Here is an 18,243-nt window from a genome sequence, read left to right as displayed (position 1 = left end):
AAACAGTAATGTTAGGGATGGGTTTTTTAGATAGGAAAGTGAGGATAGCAAACATAAAATTATCTATATTGATCTATCTACTTTCATATCGCTATTCAATTAGTGTGGTGTGAGCAATGACAGAGCGGGATATTCCAGATAATTGGTCTTCAGACCAAGCAGGAGAACCAATTGGGGTTCAGCCTAACTACATACAAAATAATCAAACTGCTGATACCGCTGCTATTGGTTCTCATTCTCAGTCTATGAAGCAAAGAAAAAAGCAAGATGGCGATGTTTTGGCTATAAATGATAATTCAGAACCTACTTTTAATCTCAATATTTTAATTGAGAAAATGCCGCGCTGGACTAAAAATTGGGTAGTTTGGGCAGCAGTATTAACTTTAATTCCTGGAAGTATGGGTTTTCTAGCTTTATCCATGCTGTTTAAGTTACCTACTGCTCCTAATTGTCCACAAATTTTTTGGCCTTTGGCTAGTGCGTCAGTAAGGCTACACTGCGCTCAGTTGGCGGCTTCTAAGCAAACTATTAATGATTTGCTCCAAGCAATTACTCTGGTTAAACAATTACCAGAAAATCATCCTTTGCGGGGCGAAATTAATCGTCTTTTAGAGGAATGGTCACGGGATGTTCTCAGGTTGGCAGATGAGAGTTTCCAAGCGGGGAATTTGGAGGAAGCGATCGCTACAGCCCGAAAAATTCCTACTGACGTGAAGGTTAGTGAACTAGTAGAAGAGCAAATTCAAAAGTGGCAAACGATTTGGTCAAAGGCGGAAGGAATTTACCAAGAAGCGGAAAAAGAATTGCGCCAACGACATTGGCAATCAGCTTTTATGCTCACGGCTAGATTGCTACGGGTTAATAATAAATATTGGGCAAGCACTAAATATGATCAATTAAATAACATTATTGTTACGGCGCGAGAAGATGGGGATAAACTTTACAAAGCAGAAAATTTAGCAAATAATCGCAATTTAGATAGTTTACTTAAAGCTATTAAACTGGCTGAAACGATTAAACCAGATAGTTATCTGTATCAAAAAGCCCAAGAGTTAATATCTGGATTTGCTAGAAAAATGCTCAAATTAGCACAGGCTAAAATGAAGGAGCGAAATGCTGATCAAGCCTTGGAAATTGCCCGACAAATTCCCCCTATTCCTGAATTGCAAGCTGAAGTTGATGATTTTATGGTTTTGGGTGAAGCCCAAAGAAGTGCTTTTATTGGGACTACAGCAGGGTTAGAAACGGCTATTTCTCAAGCTCAACAAATAGATGCTTCTAGGGATATTTATAATGAAGCTCAACAATTAATTGCCCGTTGGCAATTAGAAATTCAAGATGTTTCTCGGTTAGAAAAAGCTCGGAATCTCGCTAGTCAAGGCACTGTTAATGATTTAACAGCAGCGATTTCGGAAGTACAATTAATTCCTGGGAATAATCCCCGGGCTACAGAAGCCCGTCAAGAAATTGGTCGTTGGCGTGGCCAGGTGGAGTCTATTGAAGATAGACCATATTTAGATCGGGCGGAACAAATAGCTATTAACGAGGATGTTATCTCATTACAAACAGCGATCGCTGAACTTAATCAAATTCGCTCTGGACGAGCATTATATCCAGAAGCCAAAAAAAAGATTAGGCTATGGACAGCCAAAATTGAGCGCATTCAAGATCAACCGTACTTAGATCAAGCCAGGGCATTAGCCGACAGTGGTAATTTGACAACGGCTATTAGTGAAGCTCAAAAAATCGCCTCTTCAGGACGCGCTTTATCTAGTGAAGCTCAATCCTCCATAGATACTTGGCAAGACCAAATTCGCGCCAAAGAAAGTTGGCAAAAAGCCAAGCAAGTTGCAGTTACTGGCACACCAGAAGCTTTAATGCAAGCTATTCAGTTAGCAAATCGGGTATCTAGTCGTAACACTTTGCGTTTAGATGTGAATATTGCCATTGACCAATGGAGTCAACAATTGTTGCAAATAGCACGTTCTCAAAGTGAGATTGATGTTGCCAAAGCCATTGATACAGCTAATTTAATTCCTAGTGGTAGTAGTGCTTATACTGATGCTCAAGAACAAATTAGAACTTGGCGGCAATTTATGATTCCCAAATCAGCACCCAGTCCTTCTGTAGAATCTACACCGGAGGAAACGCCAGCAATTCAAAAAACTCAGCCTTTAACAATGCCTAATTAGGGTTTGCTGATAGCAGGAGGTAGGGGCGCAGGGACTGCGCCCATCCAGGGGTTAAGAGGGGCAAGAATAGTCTCTGTATAGCAAAAGTGATAAGTAATTAAAACTCTTACCTTTGCGTCTTTGCGCCTTTGCGTGAGACTAAAATTCATACCCTTAATCTGTCATCCCTTCCCCAATTCCTGAGCGCGTTCCTTCGAGGCTTTAACAGCTTCGATGACAGCGGAACGAAAACCAGCTTTTTCTAAGGCGCTGACACCGGCAATAGTTGTACCACCGGGACTGGTAACTTGATCTTTGAGTTCGGCGGGGTGAATTTTGGTTTCTTGTACCAGTTTTGCTGTTCCTAAAACTGTTTGTACAGCTAGTTGTTTAGCGATCGCCCTTGGTAAACCCACAGCCACACCCCCATCAGCTAAGGCTTCAATCATCAATGCCACATAAGCCGGGCCACTACCGGATAATCCTGTCACCGCATCCATCAGGCTTTCCGGTACTTCCACTACTTCCCCCACAGCGGTAAAAATCTGCTGTGCTGTTTGTTGGTGATGAGGATGAGTATAAGCCCCTAAAGAAATTGCTGTTATTCCTGCACCCACTGTGGCGGGAGTATTCGGCATAGCGCGAATTATGGGAACTTGAGGAAAAGCTGCTTCTAATTGTTTTAAAGTTACCCCCGCTAGTATGGAAATGATCAGGGGTGAATGTTCTGTTGGTAGGATATCTGCTAATTCTTGAGCTACAGCCGTAAATATCTGGGGTTTGATTGCCAACATCACCGCTGTTTTCGCTGCCCCTAACACTAGACTATTATCCGTTGTCACAACTACCCCATATTTCTGTTCTAAATAGCTGCGGCGTTCACCTTGGGGTTCACTGACAATGATTTCTGCGCCTTGATAAATGCTACTTGTAATAAGGCGGGATAATAGAGCTTCTCCCATTACCCCACCGCCAATTAAGCCAAATTTTATATTCATGATTTTGGATTTTGGATTTTGGATTGACTCTAAGTAATTGGACAAAAATATTTACAGTCATTGCGAGGGAAGGGAAGCAATCACAATCCTGGGAATTGCTTCATTTCACTTCGTTCCATATGGCTAACGCAACGCTTACGCAATGACATTGTGTAATTAATTCTGTCTCACTACTTGCCCTAAAGTGTATAAGCTCGAAAATTGGGTTCCCTGTTCCCTATTCCCTTCTTTTGTAATTTAAGTTTTTCGCCTTCTTTGCGAGTAGCTAAAATATCTATGATTTGAGTATTTACCCAGTTGTAAGCGTGTCTAGCGACTCCAGAAGCCTTGCCAAAAGCTGTAATCTGTCGGTTATTTGGAATTAGTGCAGTTTTGAATGATAAAAGCATTGATTCGACCTTCAATGTTGTGCTATAATATCTAGTATATCAGATATATTAGGATTGAACAATGCCTCGGATTAAATTTAAACCACAAAATCAAGTAGCCTACGATAAATCACCCTTGCAATTTAAGGTTTTACCTGGAGTCAGGGAAAAAATTAAAACCGTCCCTGACTGGCAGCAACGGTTGAGGGATTTTGTTGATCAACTTATTGAAGAATTGGACAAACAGTAATATATGGATAGTTATGGGTAGAAATTATCAAGCTGTTTCTACCCCTACTGTGCCATCCGAGTGGGTTCATTTCCCCAAGTAGGAGTTGCTGCTGTAGCTGGGGGACGGGCGGGACGGGCTTGGTTGACAGGTACTTCATGTATCAAACCGCCTTGAGTGCTAACTTGCACGCAACTGGGGGTAAACAAGAAGATACTTTCACCAATTCTTTCTTGATGTCCGTCTAACGCATAAGTACCACCAGCAACAAAGTCAACTGCGCGTTGAGCTTGATCAGGGTCCATAATGGTCAAGTTCAATACTACTGATTTGCGCTCCCGGAGGGCTTGAATCGCCTGGGGCATTTCTTCAAACGTGCGAGGTTCGAGGACTAGGACTTCAGAGATTCCATTAATTGCGCCTGGCATACCAATAACGTTACTCATAGGTTTAGATACTGTTGCAGCTACTTCTTCTGTATTGTTAGGTTGATTTTCTCGCCAACGCCGATTTGGAGGAGTAGTTTCCTGTGGGGCTGGTTGGGGATTTTCCTGTTGATAGATATTCTGATAATTATTGGTTGTATCAGCTTCTTCTTCGTAGTATTCGTATTCTACCTGCTCATTCAACCCTACAAAATCCCTGAGTTTAGAAAATATATTGCTCATGTTGTATGCTCCCAGATTAAAATTCCCCTAATTTTCCTGGCTATAAGTTACATTGAAGTTCCTTCTAGGCAGTAGTCGTAACTATAGTAGATGTTTGACGTAGTAATCGTACTACTGATTTTACCCTTTAGTACAAATTCCCAATTATTAACAGATATTGATGTTAACGCCTGCACATTAACGAATCTGTAACATTGAGTTAAAATTGTAGCCTAACGATCATTAAAAATAAAGGGGGGTATGACCACCTTTGCAATTAAGAATTACTTATGAGAGTATTATATTTTTTGACAATTATCAATACTTGGTAGTAAATTCGCAAACGATTGTTAATCATGCCCTCTGGAAGTATGACTACAGCTATGTCTAAGCTCGTTCACCAAACAAAATTGTACCTAATCGTACCATTGTTGCTCCTGCTTGCACTGCCAATTGGTAATCTCCAGACATACCCATTGATAACTGCTGCATGGTAATATTTGGCCAATTTTGTGATTGGATGGTTTGTGCTAATTCATACGTAGTATTAAATACTGTTAAAATTTCTGCATCCGCCAACCCTTGAGGCGGAATTGTCATCAAACCTTGAATTTGTAGATTTTGACATTGGTTAAGCGCTGCTAAGTCCGCCAATAATTCTGGAACCATCCAACCAGATTTATTTGCGTCGGGGAGAATTTTGACTTGTAAGCATACCTTTGGATTCACTCCCAGTTCTGCCGCTAGGATATTTAACCGTTGTGCCAGTGGCAAGTTATCAACGGAGTGAATCCATGAAAATAGTTCTAAGGCTTTTCTCGCCTTATTGGTTTGGAGATGTCCAATCAAGTGCCAGGTAATATCCCCTAGATCTTGCAATTCGGCTTGTTTACTGGCAGCTTCTTGGATGCGACTTTCAGCAAAATCACGAATTCCTGCGGTGTATGCTTCCCGCATTAATTCAGTAGATACTCTTTTCGTAACAGCAATCAACCTCACTGTAGATGGGAGTGAGGCGTGAATTTGAGCGAAGCGATCGCTAATTAAACTACTCATTGGAATGTGCGCTGAAATACACCTTGAAGTTGCTCGTACTCCTGAGAATTACCACTGCGGCGCAAAGTCCGTAAGCGATTTTCCAGCATCATCCTAGCCTCAGTCCGGCCAATTGGCTGAAATTTCAGGACTTTAAGCTCAGTTGTTACCAAAAAAAATAAACGTTGGGCGTAGAGTGTGGTAAACAGATCCTGGTTCTCATCAACCATACAGATCCTATAGAGTAAACCCCAAGTTGGATGATTTATGTAAGTTTCTGAGTTTTCTGGATTCATTTCCTAGTCAAGGTGGGGAGTATATGTAGCCGAGGACGGGGAACAGGCATTAAAAGTCATGAAGGCAAATCAGTGTGATGATAACTGGATGTTTTCATGCAACTGACAACCGCTATAGCTTGTTCTGCAATTTACTAACATTCAGAGGATAGTATATCCCTTCCGCCAAATTTTTCGTTGACAGTGCGAAACTAACAATCTTCTTGACGGGTTCTTCTGCAAAACAACACCCTTGCAAGTCTGTGATGTTGCACAGGCTTCTTTCCATCCTGCCACAATTCTCCCCCAACGGCGCAAAGATGGACATTTATCTAGCCGGCATATAGTAGTTCAGGGGTAAAAGTCTTGTACTGTATGACTTTTGCGGTAATTTTTAGTCAGATATACTCCGCAAGGAAATAAATTGAGCTTTTGCTTAAAGGTGATATATGGGTGTAAAAACGCAAGTTATTACCTTCTTAAGTATATATAGCTGAAATTATTACTTCAGTTAGCACTCAACATCATTTAAGAGGATGTTTTAAAAGTGGTATCCCGTAATTTTCATCACATTTCTACCCCTCCCCTTAGTCCCCTCTTACAGCTTTCATCCCCGCCTGAAAAGACATTGATTGCTCCTAAGAATTTTGGGGATTTTTAGGGATCAATTCCGGGGTTTTTAGCCTATATTCTTATAAAATAAGCGATCTTAGATGGTCTAGTTTATTTATCACCACATTGGAGCCATTATCACTAGCGATCGCACTTCTGGTGCTTCTGGCATTAATGACCTTTGTAATAATGCTAATCCTAGCCCCACTGGAATGATAACTACTGCTATCAGCCCGGCAGAGGCGAAGGCTTGCACCACCATTATAAAAATGATTACAGTAGGATCTGGTTCTATCCTTTCAGTTGACCACCAGTACACTGCTAAAGCTGGTAGCACGCCTAATAAAAACACAGCTACTAAGGGATAAAACCCTAAACCTTGACCATCTAAGGCTGGTGATTGAGTAAGTTTGTTAGTAGTGAGGAGTAAATCAGCAAGTGGTGTTTTGCTTGCACTACCTCCACCTCTGATAATCAATCCCAGATTCCATCCTTCTAAAGCCACACTCACAAGATTAGCTATTAATACTCTATATACTCCAGGAGCTATTAGAGCATTAGTAGCCGCAGAGAGTGATAAGCCCGGCGTTATCCAGGCTAAACCAAACACATACAATACCAAACTTACTCCAGGCGGTTGGTCTATACCTCTTTCTGCTAGACTCTTACCTGCATAGTGTGGATCTATAAGATTAGGTATTGCTAACCCTGCTAGTAGGGGAAGTATTGGCGTGTTCACTAACCAGAACATCTTGAGTATCCACATTACCAGTGCTGCAACTCCAACACTCATTGCAGTGAGTGTCAAGAAGCCGAGGTAAGTACCTCTATGCCATACATCTTTATTGAGGTATATCAGGGAGCCTACTATTAGCAAGGCTACTACTCCTGTTAAATAACCGGGTGGTTTTGGTATTGGAAGCCAGAGGAATGCGACCAACGTTATCACTCTTGCTACTTTCATCCACCCTGCACCAGATAACTCAACTGCTGACTCCTCCCCGCGTGCTAGTAATTGGTTAACGTCTACATCTTCATTGAGTAGATAAACCAATAAGTAAGCCAGTACCACTGCTATCACTTTCACAGGTGGACTGGCTTGTAAGTAAACACAAATAGTCATGGCTGCCGCTCCTGCTATATAAGGACTGGTTAGCGAGTGTTTTGCTAAGGCAGTTGTTGTCCATAGAAAGAGGAGCAGTGCGATCGCTAAAGTGAGATTCATATAGTGGGGAAAGTGGTACTAATTCTTTACTCTATTCTTTTTTACTAACTGCTTACCAATCAATCTCAATAACGTACTCCCCAGCGGCTAATAATCCTTTCTCATGTAAGTCATTAGCCAGGATCTCTACACTAGGATAAAAGTTCCTGTCCCACCACAGAGCTATATCCCACTCAACATTGCTCACTCTATCAGGTCTTTCATTCTTAAGTGGCTGCTTGGGGTCACGTTCTAACCACGTAGAGAACTTAATCCCCTGGTCTTCATGATTTACAACTTCTGGCAGTTCAGTGTTTTCATAATCTTCAGCATCTTTGCATGGGACTTGAAGGCGGTAAATACCTCTATCTCGACAGCCGTCTTGCTGCTGGAAACTGTAAGGCTTTCCATAGGTTTTGGTTACTAGGTCATCCCATTCCTTAAGGGATATTAATGTTACTTGTTTCATGAGATTCTTTTGTCTTTTATACTTCCTTTTCTCTTTCCTTTTTTCTTATATCCTTTCTACTTAGTTCATATAAGGATTATATTAAAGAGAGATGGGTTTTAGTCACCATGGTGACTAAAACCCATCTCTAAACTCTATTAGGTTTGATTATTCTTCACCCGCAATATCATAAGTTAAGATTCTTTCCACTAGCTGCTTCCTTTAAGCTATTCTCAAAAGCTGCTATAAAACATTTAGCCTTGGCAATTTGCTCTTCTTTCTTATAAGTAGGGAGTCTCCTCTTTAAGAAAGCTAACGCTGCTTCCTTATGAGTTTGTGACATCTTCTTAATAGAGAGTCGCTTGCCTTTCTCAGTTACCCACTTAGGAACAGATTCTTGATAATCACCAAGACTAACCCCACCTTGAGACTCTAAATCAAATATAGTGTGCTTTCCTACCTTTCCATTGCTACACCATTCAGTTACGTCGGTAGTGTATATGAAGGTGTGGTGGGTGGTCAGTAGGACTTCATGAGATTGGTTGGTCAGTAGGACTTCATGAGATTGGTTGGTCATTTACACTCTACAGTTTCATAAGTTCCATTAGGTTTACCATACGCATCAGTAATCTCTTGATTACCTACAATTCTTGCTCCTGAAGAACTAATTCTCACAGACTCTTCACAAGCCCGCGCCACACCTTTATGAAAGCTGCTAGACACTAGCTCGCCTTTAGGGTCAACTACAACGTCAACCCACTCACTACCTATTGCTTTATTGGCTCTTACTTCTACTTCCCCCCTTTCAGTCGTTAGAACGATAGTGTCACTATAACGACCCATGCGAGTCACTACTGCTTCCTTAAACAATCCAGTAGATTCATTTCTCCAAGGTGAGGCTGGTTCTGCTGACATAGGTAAAGAACGATAGGAGTCTAACCCTGCGGCTGCTAATAGTACAAACACTAACATAGGTAGGAAGTTTTTCATTGCTCCCACCCTACAAGTGTTGGTCGGTTATAACCATCTACAGATAGTCTTACTACACCTGTTCCTATTACCTTTACAGCCTGGCGTGGGTTTTCAACCCTCATTCTCTTGCCATCAAACAGCAGAACTACACAGGTAGCACTACAAAAGCCTCGCACCTCAGCCTTGACACTATAAGTCCCTGGAGCAGGATAAACAGAATACTTTAACTTTGGATACTCACCACTTGCAGGACTCACAGCAAGCCCCGCTAACCCTAACCACCCAAGACTGCTGATGAGCAGTCCTAATAACCTCACTCTTTCCATTGGTACTTTTACAGTAATGATTATTAATCATAGGCTGAAAGTGTTTGATAAGTGGGTATGGCGGTTAGACGTAGAGAGCTTCTAGAAGCTTTGCTTGGTGTTGTACTAGGCTGGGGTGGCTTGGTCTTTCACTAGGCACATCAATCCTTATACCTCTAGCTATAGGTTGTTCCAGGATAGATACCAATAGAACCTCACAGGGAGGGGTAAAATATTTAACTCAGCAATCATGACTTTTCAAACACCCTCTTGAAGAAGTCGGGGATCTTGTTAGCGATTTTTCAGAGAAGGGAAATTTTTCCCACCTAATTCAATTTGTCCAGTCACACACCCAGCCTTTAACCTATTTACTAAATACTCCAAATCATTAGCAATAAAATTTGTCCCATGATCTGGTTCTACTAAGCTAATTAAATTGACATCACTGATTATTTGATCACCTAAATCAGCAATTCCTAAAAAATTGAAAACCCCTGATTCATAAGTTCCACAAGGTACAGAAGGATTATTCATCCCCACACAATATTCCTTTTCTTGAAACCAATCAACATCAGGATAACCATGAAAGTGAACAATTGGCGCACCATTAGCAATTAATTCTGGTGTATATAAAGCCGCAGCCAAACTAATAGCTAACATCACATAGATATCATAGGATGGTTTAATATCTGCTTTTTGTGCATTACTTCCTAATGGTAATTGCAGATGTAATTTATCTTGTAAACCAATCCGCAGAATATCAGTATCAATGCTTAAATCTGTCTTATTTGCCCCAGAACGAGAACTAACTAGCCAAATATCAGGTATTTGCTTAAATCTATTTTCGGCGTTGATATTTAGTTTTATATAACGTCTACCTTGTTCATTTTGGCGAAGTTCATAACTACTAAATCCCGCTACAGGTAATAAATTATCCCATTCATCAATAGTGATTTCTGGCTTACCTACATAATGAGGAGGTTCAGCATAAGCCACAAAACCATAAGATACTCCTGTTCTGCCATTCACAATGACATTCACAATATCTCTATGGGATTTTCTTTTAACAACTTCATCTAATTTAAACCCAGCCGGAAATAATCCTGTAGATGCTAAATCTTGCCCTAATTTAATTAATTTTCCAGCATAGCTTGATAAGTGAGGATTATATTCTCCTATTTCAAAACGACTAATTAATAATGGAGTAATCGGCACAAATACTTTAGGAATCAGTGATTTTAAGGCAAAGTTCTCGACTTCATGGGGGGCAAAATTAGAATCAGAAAGATTCATATTCAGAATTGAAAATTTTTCATGAGATACACCAATCACAATTTCTGAAAAAGTCTTAACTAATGTATTTATGCCAATGCGAATTTTTTCTGGATAGGGTGTAATTGGACTAACAAATTCATCATCTATATCAGTTAAAATTATTACTTGTGTATTTGTTGGATCTTCAACATATTTGGCAGCATGATCTTCAGCCCAACTACTTAACTTGGCAATTTGTACAACGGACATTTTTTGTTTTTCTTTCAGCCATGTATAAGATAACTTATACCAAGTTTCAGCGACAAATATTCCTAATTTTCTTAACCATGAATTTGGTCTTTCTACATCTATTACAGCATCAATATCTGCTCTAACACTCTGCATTTTCAAAGATTTATGCCAGTTAATAACGGGAATTTTAATGGTATGTTTCAATTCCGTTGTTGCTTCTTTCCAAGGAATTACCTTCACCCCATGCTTTTGGAGATAAAATATTAATTGTTGGCGAAATCTGACAATAACTTGATTATCATAATTATCCGGTAAGGGTCTAAAAGTCACTTTTAAGTTCTCAGCCATAAACTGAGGATTAATAACTGGAGTTTGATATCCCGTAGGTGACTCTCCAGAAAACCCACCAATTAATTTACCAATAGTTTGTAAACTAATACCTTGCATTAAAGGTTCATGAACATAGTCATTAGTAACATTCATTTCCTGAATTAATGCTAAAATATCTTCTTTATATTTAGCTATTTCTACTTGTATTTCTGGAGTAATTACACCCTTGGGAGAACGAATATTCAGTTTGCTATTTTCTGACCAAAATAATACACCTTGTTGAGTGAGTTTTGCTAAAATTTCCGCTGCGTTCATCACAAAATCTCCCGTGTTGAAAAATAGGAATTTAGAAAAGAGGACACCTGGCTTAATTAGGCTACCCTAATCTAGCAAAGTGTCCCAATAATCAAGGAGGAAAAACTGGTTTGTCAGTAATTAAACAGAATTTGTAGAGGTTATATCTGGATAATTTCTGACTGAGAATTTTCTAATTCTTCAGATAATCTGAGAGAAAGTTCTTCAATGGTGGGATAATACCAAAGGTGGATAAGTGACAATTTGAATCCCAAAAACTTTTCGGCTTTACTAGCGATAACTATGGTTTGTGCTGAGTCTAAACCGTAACTATCTAAAGGTTCACGAATATTTATTTCTTCTGGATTAACTCCCAGTAAAGAGGAAATTTCCGAAACTAACCAAGCTTGTATTTTAGTAGCGTTATCTTGGTTTTCTGAGAGAGAATTAGAGATATTGTTATTCATTTATGTACCTACTGGTATTAAGTAACGCGATGAGACTTTCATGATAGAATCAATGCAATGATCAACAAGTCTTTCCATAGTTTGCTGATTAAGTGAAGGTTGAGAAAAGACAAAATTTAGGGTCATTTTTTCCTGAAAAGTAGCAGCGTGAACAATAAACATTCCTGCATATAAAGCATGAGAACCAACAAAACTGATTTCCTCTAGTTCTAATTCTCCATAAGTATGGGGAATATTGACTTTACCAAGATTGGAAACTGAGACTGTAGGAGATACTTGATTAGGGAATAGTAAAGAAAAATTTATCAAATATTTAGCTAGATATATCATTTGAAAAATTTCTCCTTGGTGAATTTTTTCATTGAGATTATGTTTGACTTTTCGCGCTAATTCCCAAAAAGATGTATTATTGGTAATTCTATAAAATTTCATCAAAGACGCTGCTAAAACCGTCATATTCTCTGTACTAATTTCTGGTTGTAACCGTCTTCTTAAATCAAGATATGATAAACAACTAACTGGAATATTATCTTCATGGTTTTTAGCCAGTTGTTTGGAGACTGTTAACATTAGTGCCGCACATAAAGCACTTTGTACTGTAGTATTTTCTTGTCTGCATTGCTGAATAAACTGCCGTGTTGATTCTTCACTAAGTTGTCTATGAATGATTTCGCAACGACGTTGAGAAATAGGAACATATTTTTCTACTCTTAATGCTTTTGGTTGATTCCAATATTTTTGAAATGCAATATTTAATAATAAAGCAACTCTACCTAGTTTGCTTTTGAAACTATTTGTCCAAGTGGGTAATAGTTTTTCAATGGGTGGAAGTGGTTCTAAAGTAGTAACTATGGGAAGAGATTTACCTTCGGTAATCTTTTGACAGTAGGTTAAAATTTCTGAGTGAAGTTGGACACTTGATAAACCGTCGGTAATAGCATGATGTGTGGTTGTAATCAGATAATTAATATTTTGCTGATTTAATATCTTGACAAGTACGACCCGCAGCAGGTATTTACTACTATCAATTACCTGATTCATTTCTGCATTAACGATCGCTTCCCATTCCTGACTTTCTCTAATATTAACAACTTGCAAAGGAAGTTTTCCTGTACCTTTAGACTGATAATAGTAAGAATTCCGAGAGTTAATAATATGAGAATTAAGCGCAGGATGACGATATTGAATAATATTTAAAGACTGTCTGAGAACTGTTTCTTGAATATTTCCTCGAATCCGGCTAATGGTAACTACATTCCATGTTTTAGCCCGTTGATTCAGGATTTCCATTGTTTCTTCTAGCTGTCCTAACTTTCTATTTATAGCCATATTTATCACAACCTTTGGTAAAATGTAGGTTTGGTTGAGGTACGTTCACGTAAAACCTCTATCCCGCAAAGAACTCAAGTCATCTCATTCCCAGTCCCTGACTGGGAATGAATTCTAGAAGGCTCCGCCTTCAATAATATTAGAGGCAGAGCCTCATCAACTGCATTCCTAGTCAGAGACTAGGAACGAGATGTGGTAGGGATTTGAGCTTAAGTTGACACCAATGGACGAAACCCAACACCCCTTGCTATCCTACCGCTAATGTTGGGTTATGCCTTCGGCACGCTACGCGAACACTCTCGCTCAACCCAACCTACTTTGTGGATGATATTGACTGTATTCTTCTGGCATTTGTAAGCCTTGAATTTTTAAGTTTTGAATCCGATACAAATACGCTGCACCTGTCATGATTTCATCTGCCACATTAACTACTCGGCGATTATTTATATCAGCTAAATAAGAACCACGTACCCAATTATTAAAACTTCCCATTGCTGGTCCACACCAAATTTGATAATCAATTTCTCGACCCTTTTCTCCAGTATTAGACCACCGGGAAGATAATCCTAAATACCAGCGAAATATTAACGCCATTTTTAGTTTAGGATTATTGGCAGCTTTACTTAATTTTTCTGGGTTACGTTGAGATAAATAAGTAGATGTTTCTTGCCAAATTTCAGAAATTGTTTTTCGCAGAATTTGTTTTTCTAACTTTTCTATTTCATCTGGGGGAATTTCTGCAAATGAATTATAGTTTCTGTATAATTCCCATAATTTTTGAGCGCGAAGGGGGAAGAGAGTTCCCCGTTTAAGAACTTGTAATTTGACTCCCATTTCAAACATATCAGCCGCAGGTGCCATCATTACATCAGTCATTTCTGCTTCAGCTAGGAGCTTTTTTGTATATTCTGAAGTCCCAGCTTCAACGCAAGATTGATTAATAGAACCAGTAGCAATATAAGCCGCACCCATCATTAAAGCTGCTAGGGCTGATTGCGGTGTAGAAATTCCCCCAGCCACACCAATTCTTACGGGTTTTTCATAATCATATTTACCTTGAATTTCGTCCCTTAATTCTAAAATAGAAGGTAATAAACAAACCAGTGGACGATTATCTGTATGTCCTCCTGAATCTGCTTCTACGGTAATATCATCAGCCATAGGAATTTTTGCGGCAAGATTAGCTTGCAATTCAGTAATTAACCCTTGTTCAACTAATTGAGTTAAAACTTTTGTGGGTGCAGGTTGGAGGAATTTAGTAGCAACTTCCCGACGAGAAACTTTAGCAATAATTTTGTTTTTGATTTCGATTTCATTGGCTGAATTTAAACTCAGTCCAGCCGCCCGATAGTAGACGATATTATCACTTAAATCTAAGAATGCAGAGGCTTCAATTATTCTGACTTGATGCTGTAAATACAAATCAATTAACCGCCTTTCGATAGCAGGTTCACTAGGACTATGAAGTAAGTTGAATGCATAAGATTTGTTATGCAAAGCTTGTTGAATTTTGTGAATTGCTGCTTCTATCCGGGTAGGAGATAAACCTCCTGCACCAAAGGAGCTTAAAATGTTGGCTTTTCCCAAGGTAATTACCATTTCTTCGGATGCAATACCTTGAGCCATTGCTCCAGTCATATAGGCATATTTGACGCTGTAGAACTCTAGAAAAGCTGGATCACCTAATTGATGAAATCCGATTGGAGGAACAGTTAAAAGCATTTCTAGCTTTTGAGTTTTACCGTTAGCACTATATGATATACTGCCTTCATTGCTAATACCAATTTGTCCTTCTTTATTCAGAATATAACAAGGGCAATCCAAATTCATCAGTTTATTTTTAATATTTTTTGCATCAAAAGATACAGTATTTAAATCGCCTTGCCATCCTTGATAATTGTTATTCATGGAAGGGGAAAATTTGAGTTTTTGATGTTGTTTTAACATAATTTTTGTAGTGAATATTCTATTGAATTGATTTTGATGAAAATGAAGCTGCATAGAATAAGATTTCAAGAATATTTGACCGCAGATAAACGCGGATGAATTAATTGATTTCATGATTATGTGCAGTTTCCAGTATTATTGAGATAATAATTTTTAGGCGTTGCTGATTAAGGGTATGAATTTTAGTCTCACGCAAAGGCGCAATCACGCTTCGTGATCTCGAAGAGTAGGCGCAAAGGTAAGAGTTTTAAAGGTTCAATTTGGGAATTTCATACCTCAATTCAGCAACGCCATTTTTACTTTTCTTTTTTGGCTTGTATCACCATTTTTTTGTACAAGTCTAATTGCTGTTGGAGAAAGAGACTAAGTTGTTGGAGTGATGTTTGCCGGGACTGTAATAAAAAGTTGTGTGCTTTAGCCATACGGGCATTATTTTTATTTAAACTTTGATAATTAGGGATAGGTGTCATTTTGTGTTCATAATCTAATAAAGAAGTATCTTCTGCAAATTTGATATTAGGCAAAGAATATAAAGGTGATAAATCCAACTCAATTCGATGACTAAATAGTTTGGCTAAGGCTTTAATAATCGAGGTATGATCATCTACACCTCTTCTATTTAGGGATACAGCTAGATGTCCTTTGTCTTTGAGAATTTCGCTAATCCAACGACTACAGTTACTACCAACACCAACTTCAATAAAGATTCTGACATTATCATTGTAGGCACGATTAACTAAGCGAGGAAAATCAAGTTGGTGACAAAGGGCTTTAGCAATATTTTTGCCTATTAAATGGCTATCAATTTTCATGGGTGCGTATTCTGCCGCAGAATAGAAAATTGTTTTTGAATTGGTTTGGATAGGTAAGGTATTGACCTTTACTAATTCATCATATTCAGAGTGCATTGGTTCACAATGAATTACATGATTAATTGATGTGGGAAAAGCGTCACATTTTAAAGTTTGAATAACTCTTTCACAAGCTTTAGTTTCACCAGCAATAATGACTTCTTCAGGTGTATTGATTAAAACAGTATAAACCCGACTTTCATTTTTTAGAACCTCTTGCACTAGAGAATAGGAACATATCAAAATGTAGTTACTCCAAAATTCTTCCCTTTTACCTTCATGAATTAAGGGTAATCCCCAATGTTGACGAACTGCGTTTTTAGGACCAGATAGCCGAGTTTTAAATAAAGGAGACGAGTTCAAATAATCGCTCGTACTTTTAAAGCTAGTCCAGACACCTTGCGCTAACATCATACTGGTTTCACCAAGACTATAGCCAAAGCTGTATGGGGATTGAATCTGGAAATAGGTTTTCAGAATTGCTGTCATTAGTCCGGCGACACCAACTTCTGATTCCAGCATAGAAACGGGATCATCTATTAATGTTTGTTCTATGCTTTCTAGTTGTCTTCTTAATAATTTATTGATGCTTCGAGGATAGAGAATTTTTTCAATATTGGCGACTCGGTTATAAACACTTTTGATGACAACATCATTATGTAGTTGAGGAAAAAGACGAAAAATATTTCTTCCTAGTCCTATATAGGAAGTAAAAGAACCAGGATAAACAAAGGCGACATGACCTTTTTTCCCTTGGGGATTAACCGTAAAATAACTACCAAGAGGAGTTTGCCAGTCTTTCCCAGTCGCAAAAGCAATTTTTACTCCTTGAATTGCCCTTTCAATTTCTCGTTTTAATTCTTCTGGATGTCGTGAGAGAATTGCTAAGGCGTAAGTTGATTGTTTATATTGCTGATATTTTTGAAAATAATCATTAGCAAGTTGAGATATGGAAGAACCATTTGTGAGACTTTGTTGAAGTGCGGTAATTTGTGTTAATAAAGAAGAACGATCATCAGCCGCAATAGGAAATAAATAATAAGGCATTTCTGCTAAATATTGACTACTGCGTTCTACTTGGCTGATTTCTTCTGACAAAATTAAATGTCCATAAATATTATTTTCTTCCATCATATTTACCGCAGCCACTCTTTTAGTCGCACCAGGTTCTAAAAACCAAGGTTTTGATTCTACCGCTACATAAAAGGGACTTCCGCGCCAAATTTCTGGCTGTTTAGGATTAGACCATTGGGGAACACCAGGAATATAACGATGATATAGGCAAAGTGCGGTTTTGATGAGGCTAAATATACCAGATGAGGCTTGTGTGTTACCAATATTTGCTTTAACGCTACCCAGTCCACAACTCAGATTTTCTCCCCCTGTATGATAGGCTGATATTAAGCCTTGAATTTCTGCTATATCTGCGTTGGCAATCCCTCTAGCAACCACTTCTAAATAACCAATATCTGCGGCTTTAACATCTGCTATCTGAAACGCCTCCTGACAAGCTTGAGTAATGGTTTCCGGGTGATTGGGAGAATGTTTGACCACACTGAAACCATCCATGATTGCATAGATGCAATGATTTTGTTGCTTGGCTGTTTCATGCAGTTGTAACACTACTGCGGCTGCACCTGCTGTTTTAATTACATTTTCAGCTTTTTCGTCATAACTAAAAGTATATACACCTTCATTAATTTCTATCGGGTAACTCTTGTCTATGCCGACAATTAAAACAGCTTCAACTTGCTGGGTAGTTAATAATTTTTGACTGACATCCAAAGCCGATAAAAGCGAATTTTCCTCGGCAAAAAATGCTAATTCAGCAGAGATATAGTTAGCTAATTTAGCAGAATTTTCTGTAGGAGAAATGATAATTAAAGCTATCTTCGTTTCTGGTTGAATTTTAGCATCTTCTAGAGCAGAATTGATTAATTCTCGACTTAATGGAGTTTGCTGATAATCTTCAGATGTAACTAAATTTTGCTTGCTTTCATAAATCAGACGTTCAAATTTATTTAATGTTGGTGAATTACTAACAAAACAATCCATACCGACAATTGCTAATTTTTGATTTTGTGCAATTGATTTCATTATTATTCTCCGGTTTTTAAAATTGAACCTAATTATGTTTCGCACAAAGACGCAAAGAAGCAAAGGCGCAAAGTTTTAGAGTTTTAATTTTGGCGTTGCTGAATCGAGGTATGAAATTTTCAAATTGAACCTTTAAAAATCTTACCTTTGCGTCTACT

17 protein-coding genes are annotated in these 18,243 nt (G+C 38.5%); 2 read left to right on the top strand and 15 right to left on the bottom strand.

The window, feature by feature from the left end; genetic code table 11:
* Positions 1-116 precede the first annotated feature (116 nt).
* Positions 117-2,192 (top strand): hypothetical protein, encoded by a 2,076-nt coding sequence (locus NG743_RS10130; RefSeq protein WP_027402700.1) that lies wholly within the window; start codon positions 117-119, stop codon positions 2,190-2,192.
* Between the two features lie 161 nt (positions 2,193-2,353).
* On the opposite strand, the gene proC is transcribed toward NG743_RS10130, so the two are convergent.
* Together proC and NG743_RS10120 are read right to left on the bottom strand one after the other, a co-directional pair.
* Complete coding sequence (gene proC, locus NG743_RS10125) at positions 2,354-3,169, bottom strand: pyrroline-5-carboxylate reductase (RefSeq protein ID WP_027402698.1); 816 nt, start codon at positions 3,167-3,169, stop codon at positions 2,354-2,356.
* Between the two features lie 179 nt (positions 3,170-3,348).
* Complete coding sequence (locus NG743_RS10120; RefSeq protein ID WP_027402697.1) at positions 3,349-3,558, bottom strand: helix-turn-helix domain-containing protein; 210 nt, start codon at positions 3,556-3,558, stop codon at positions 3,349-3,351.
* Positions 3,559-3,619: 61 nt separating this feature from the next.
* Between NG743_RS10120 and NG743_RS10115 the strand changes: the two genes are divergently transcribed.
* Positions 3,620-3,787, top strand: a complete 168-nt coding sequence (locus NG743_RS10115) for a hypothetical protein (protein WP_173401712.1) — start codon at positions 3,620-3,622, stop codon at positions 3,785-3,787.
* A gap of 44 nt (positions 3,788-3,831) precedes the next feature.
* Here the strand turns inward: NG743_RS10115 and NG743_RS10110 are convergent, their stop codons facing one another.
* The 13 genes from NG743_RS10110 to NG743_RS10050 form a co-directional block, all read right to left on the bottom strand.
* On the bottom strand, positions 3,832-4,434 hold the full coding sequence (locus tag NG743_RS10110) for a cell division protein SepF (protein WP_257121943.1): 603 nt from the start codon (positions 4,432-4,434) through the stop codon (positions 3,832-3,834).
* Between the two features lie 366 nt (positions 4,435-4,800).
* Positions 4,801-5,469, bottom strand: coding sequence for a YggS family pyridoxal phosphate-dependent enzyme (locus NG743_RS10105; protein ID WP_027402695.1), 669 nt, complete (start codon positions 5,467-5,469; stop codon positions 4,801-4,803).
* A complete protein-coding gene (pipX, locus tag NG743_RS10100; protein WP_027402694.1) occupies positions 5,466-5,744 on the bottom strand; it encodes a transcriptional coactivator PipX in 279 nt (92 codons plus the stop codon). The genes NG743_RS10105 and pipX overlap by 4 nt, the downstream gene beginning before the upstream one ends.
* A 709-nt stretch (positions 5,745-6,453) precedes the next feature.
* Complete coding sequence (locus NG743_RS10095; RefSeq protein ID WP_257121942.1) at positions 6,454-7,560, bottom strand: hypothetical protein; 1,107 nt, start codon at positions 7,558-7,560, stop codon at positions 6,454-6,456.
* A 52-nt stretch (positions 7,561-7,612) separates the two neighbouring features.
* Positions 7,613-8,008 carry a hypothetical protein gene (locus NG743_RS10090; protein WP_257121941.1) on the bottom strand — a complete coding sequence of 132 codons (396 nt, stop codon included), beginning with the start codon at positions 8,006-8,008 and terminating at the stop codon, positions 7,613-7,615.
* Between the two features lie 166 nt (positions 8,009-8,174).
* Positions 8,175-8,564 (bottom strand): hypothetical protein, encoded by a 390-nt coding sequence (locus tag NG743_RS10085; RefSeq protein ID WP_257121940.1) that lies wholly within the window; start codon positions 8,562-8,564, stop codon positions 8,175-8,177.
* Complete coding sequence (locus NG743_RS10080; RefSeq protein WP_257121939.1) at positions 8,561-8,977, bottom strand: hypothetical protein; 417 nt, start codon at positions 8,975-8,977, stop codon at positions 8,561-8,563. Before NG743_RS10080 ends, NG743_RS10085 begins: the two co-directional genes overlap by 4 nt.
* A complete protein-coding gene (locus NG743_RS10075; protein WP_257121938.1) occupies positions 8,974-9,285 on the bottom strand; it encodes a hypothetical protein in 312 nt (103 codons plus the stop codon). The genes NG743_RS10080 and NG743_RS10075 overlap by 4 nt, the downstream gene beginning before the upstream one ends.
* A 270-nt stretch (positions 9,286-9,555) precedes the next feature.
* Entirely contained in the window at positions 9,556-11,415 is a 1,860-nt protein-coding gene (locus tag NG743_RS10070) for a TubC N-terminal docking domain-related protein (protein ID WP_027402682.1), read from the bottom strand.
* A 140-nt stretch (positions 11,416-11,555) separates the two neighbouring features.
* Positions 11,556-11,861 (bottom strand): acyl carrier protein, encoded by a 306-nt coding sequence (locus NG743_RS10065; protein WP_027402681.1) that lies wholly within the window; start codon positions 11,859-11,861, stop codon positions 11,556-11,558.
* Complete coding sequence (locus NG743_RS10060; protein WP_257121937.1) at positions 11,862-13,190, bottom strand: phthiocerol/phthiodiolone dimycocerosyl transferase family protein; 1,329 nt, start codon at positions 13,188-13,190, stop codon at positions 11,862-11,864. It lies immediately after the preceding gene.
* Positions 13,191-13,493: 303 nt separating this feature from the next.
* The gene (locus NG743_RS10055; protein ID WP_257121936.1) at positions 13,494-15,137 is read right to left on the bottom strand and encodes a PfaD family polyunsaturated fatty acid/polyketide biosynthesis protein; all 1,644 of its coding nucleotides are present in this window, start codon (positions 15,135-15,137) and stop codon (positions 13,494-13,496) included.
* 296 nt (positions 15,138-15,433) lie between these two features.
* Positions 15,434-18,085, bottom strand: coding sequence for a PfaB family protein (locus NG743_RS10050; RefSeq protein ID WP_257121935.1), 2,652 nt, complete (start codon positions 18,083-18,085; stop codon positions 15,434-15,436).
* Between the last annotated feature and the right edge of the window lie 158 nt (positions 18,086-18,243).

It is taken from the genome of Dolichospermum heterosporum TAC447, assembly GCF_024584745.1.
GTDB classification, from domain to species: domain Bacteria; phylum Cyanobacteriota; class Cyanobacteriia; order Cyanobacteriales; family Nostocaceae; genus Dolichospermum; species Dolichospermum heterosporum.
This window is presented reverse-complemented; position numbering and strand designations above follow the sequence as displayed.

Coding starts and splice junctions, on each gene's coding strand:
- proC (WP_027402698.1), bottom strand. CDS start 3,169: ATGAATATAAAATTTGGCTTAATTGGCGGTGGGGTAATGGGAGAAGCT.
- NG743_RS10105 (WP_027402695.1), bottom strand. CDS start 5,469: ATGAGTAGTTTAATTAGCGATCGCTTCGCTCAAATTCACGCCTCACTC.
- NG743_RS10065 (WP_027402681.1), bottom strand. CDS start 11,861: ATGAATAACAATATCTCTAATTCTCTCTCAGAAAACCAAGATAACGCT.
- NG743_RS10075 (WP_257121938.1), bottom strand. CDS start 9,285: ATGGAAAGAGTGAGGTTATTAGGACTGCTCATCAGCAGTCTTGGGTGG.
- NG743_RS10050 (WP_257121935.1), bottom strand. CDS start 18,085: ATGAAATCAATTGCACAAAATCAAAAATTAGCAATTGTCGGTATGGAT.
- NG743_RS10085 (WP_257121940.1), bottom strand. CDS start 8,564: ATGACCAACCAATCTCATGAAGTCCTACTGACCAACCAATCTCATGAA.
- NG743_RS10090 (WP_257121941.1), bottom strand. CDS start 8,008: ATGAAACAAGTAACATTAATATCCCTTAAGGAATGGGATGACCTAGTA.
- NG743_RS10120 (WP_027402697.1), bottom strand. CDS start 3,558: ATGCTTTTATCATTCAAAACTGCACTAATTCCAAATAACCGACAGATT.
- pipX (WP_027402694.1), bottom strand. CDS start 5,744: ATGAATCCAGAAAACTCAGAAACTTACATAAATCATCCAACTTGGGGT.
- NG743_RS10130 (WP_027402700.1), top strand. CDS start 117: ATGACAGAGCGGGATATTCCAGATAATTGGTCTTCAGACCAAGCAGGA.
- NG743_RS10060 (WP_257121937.1), bottom strand. CDS start 13,190: ATGGCTATAAATAGAAAGTTAGGACAGCTAGAAGAAACAATGGAAATC.
- NG743_RS10115 (WP_173401712.1), top strand. CDS start 3,620: ATGCCTCGGATTAAATTTAAACCACAAAATCAAGTAGCCTACGATAAA.
- NG743_RS10080 (WP_257121939.1), bottom strand. CDS start 8,977: ATGAAAAACTTCCTACCTATGTTAGTGTTTGTACTATTAGCAGCCGCA.
- NG743_RS10055 (WP_257121936.1), bottom strand. CDS start 15,137: ATGTTAAAACAACATCAAAAACTCAAATTTTCCCCTTCCATGAATAAC.
- NG743_RS10110 (WP_257121943.1), bottom strand. CDS start 4,434: ATGAGCAATATATTTTCTAAACTCAGGGATTTTGTAGGGTTGAATGAG.
- NG743_RS10070 (WP_027402682.1), bottom strand. CDS start 11,415: ATGAACGCAGCGGAAATTTTAGCAAAACTCACTCAACAAGGTGTATTA.
- NG743_RS10095 (WP_257121942.1), bottom strand. CDS start 7,560: ATGAATCTCACTTTAGCGATCGCACTGCTCCTCTTTCTATGGACAACA.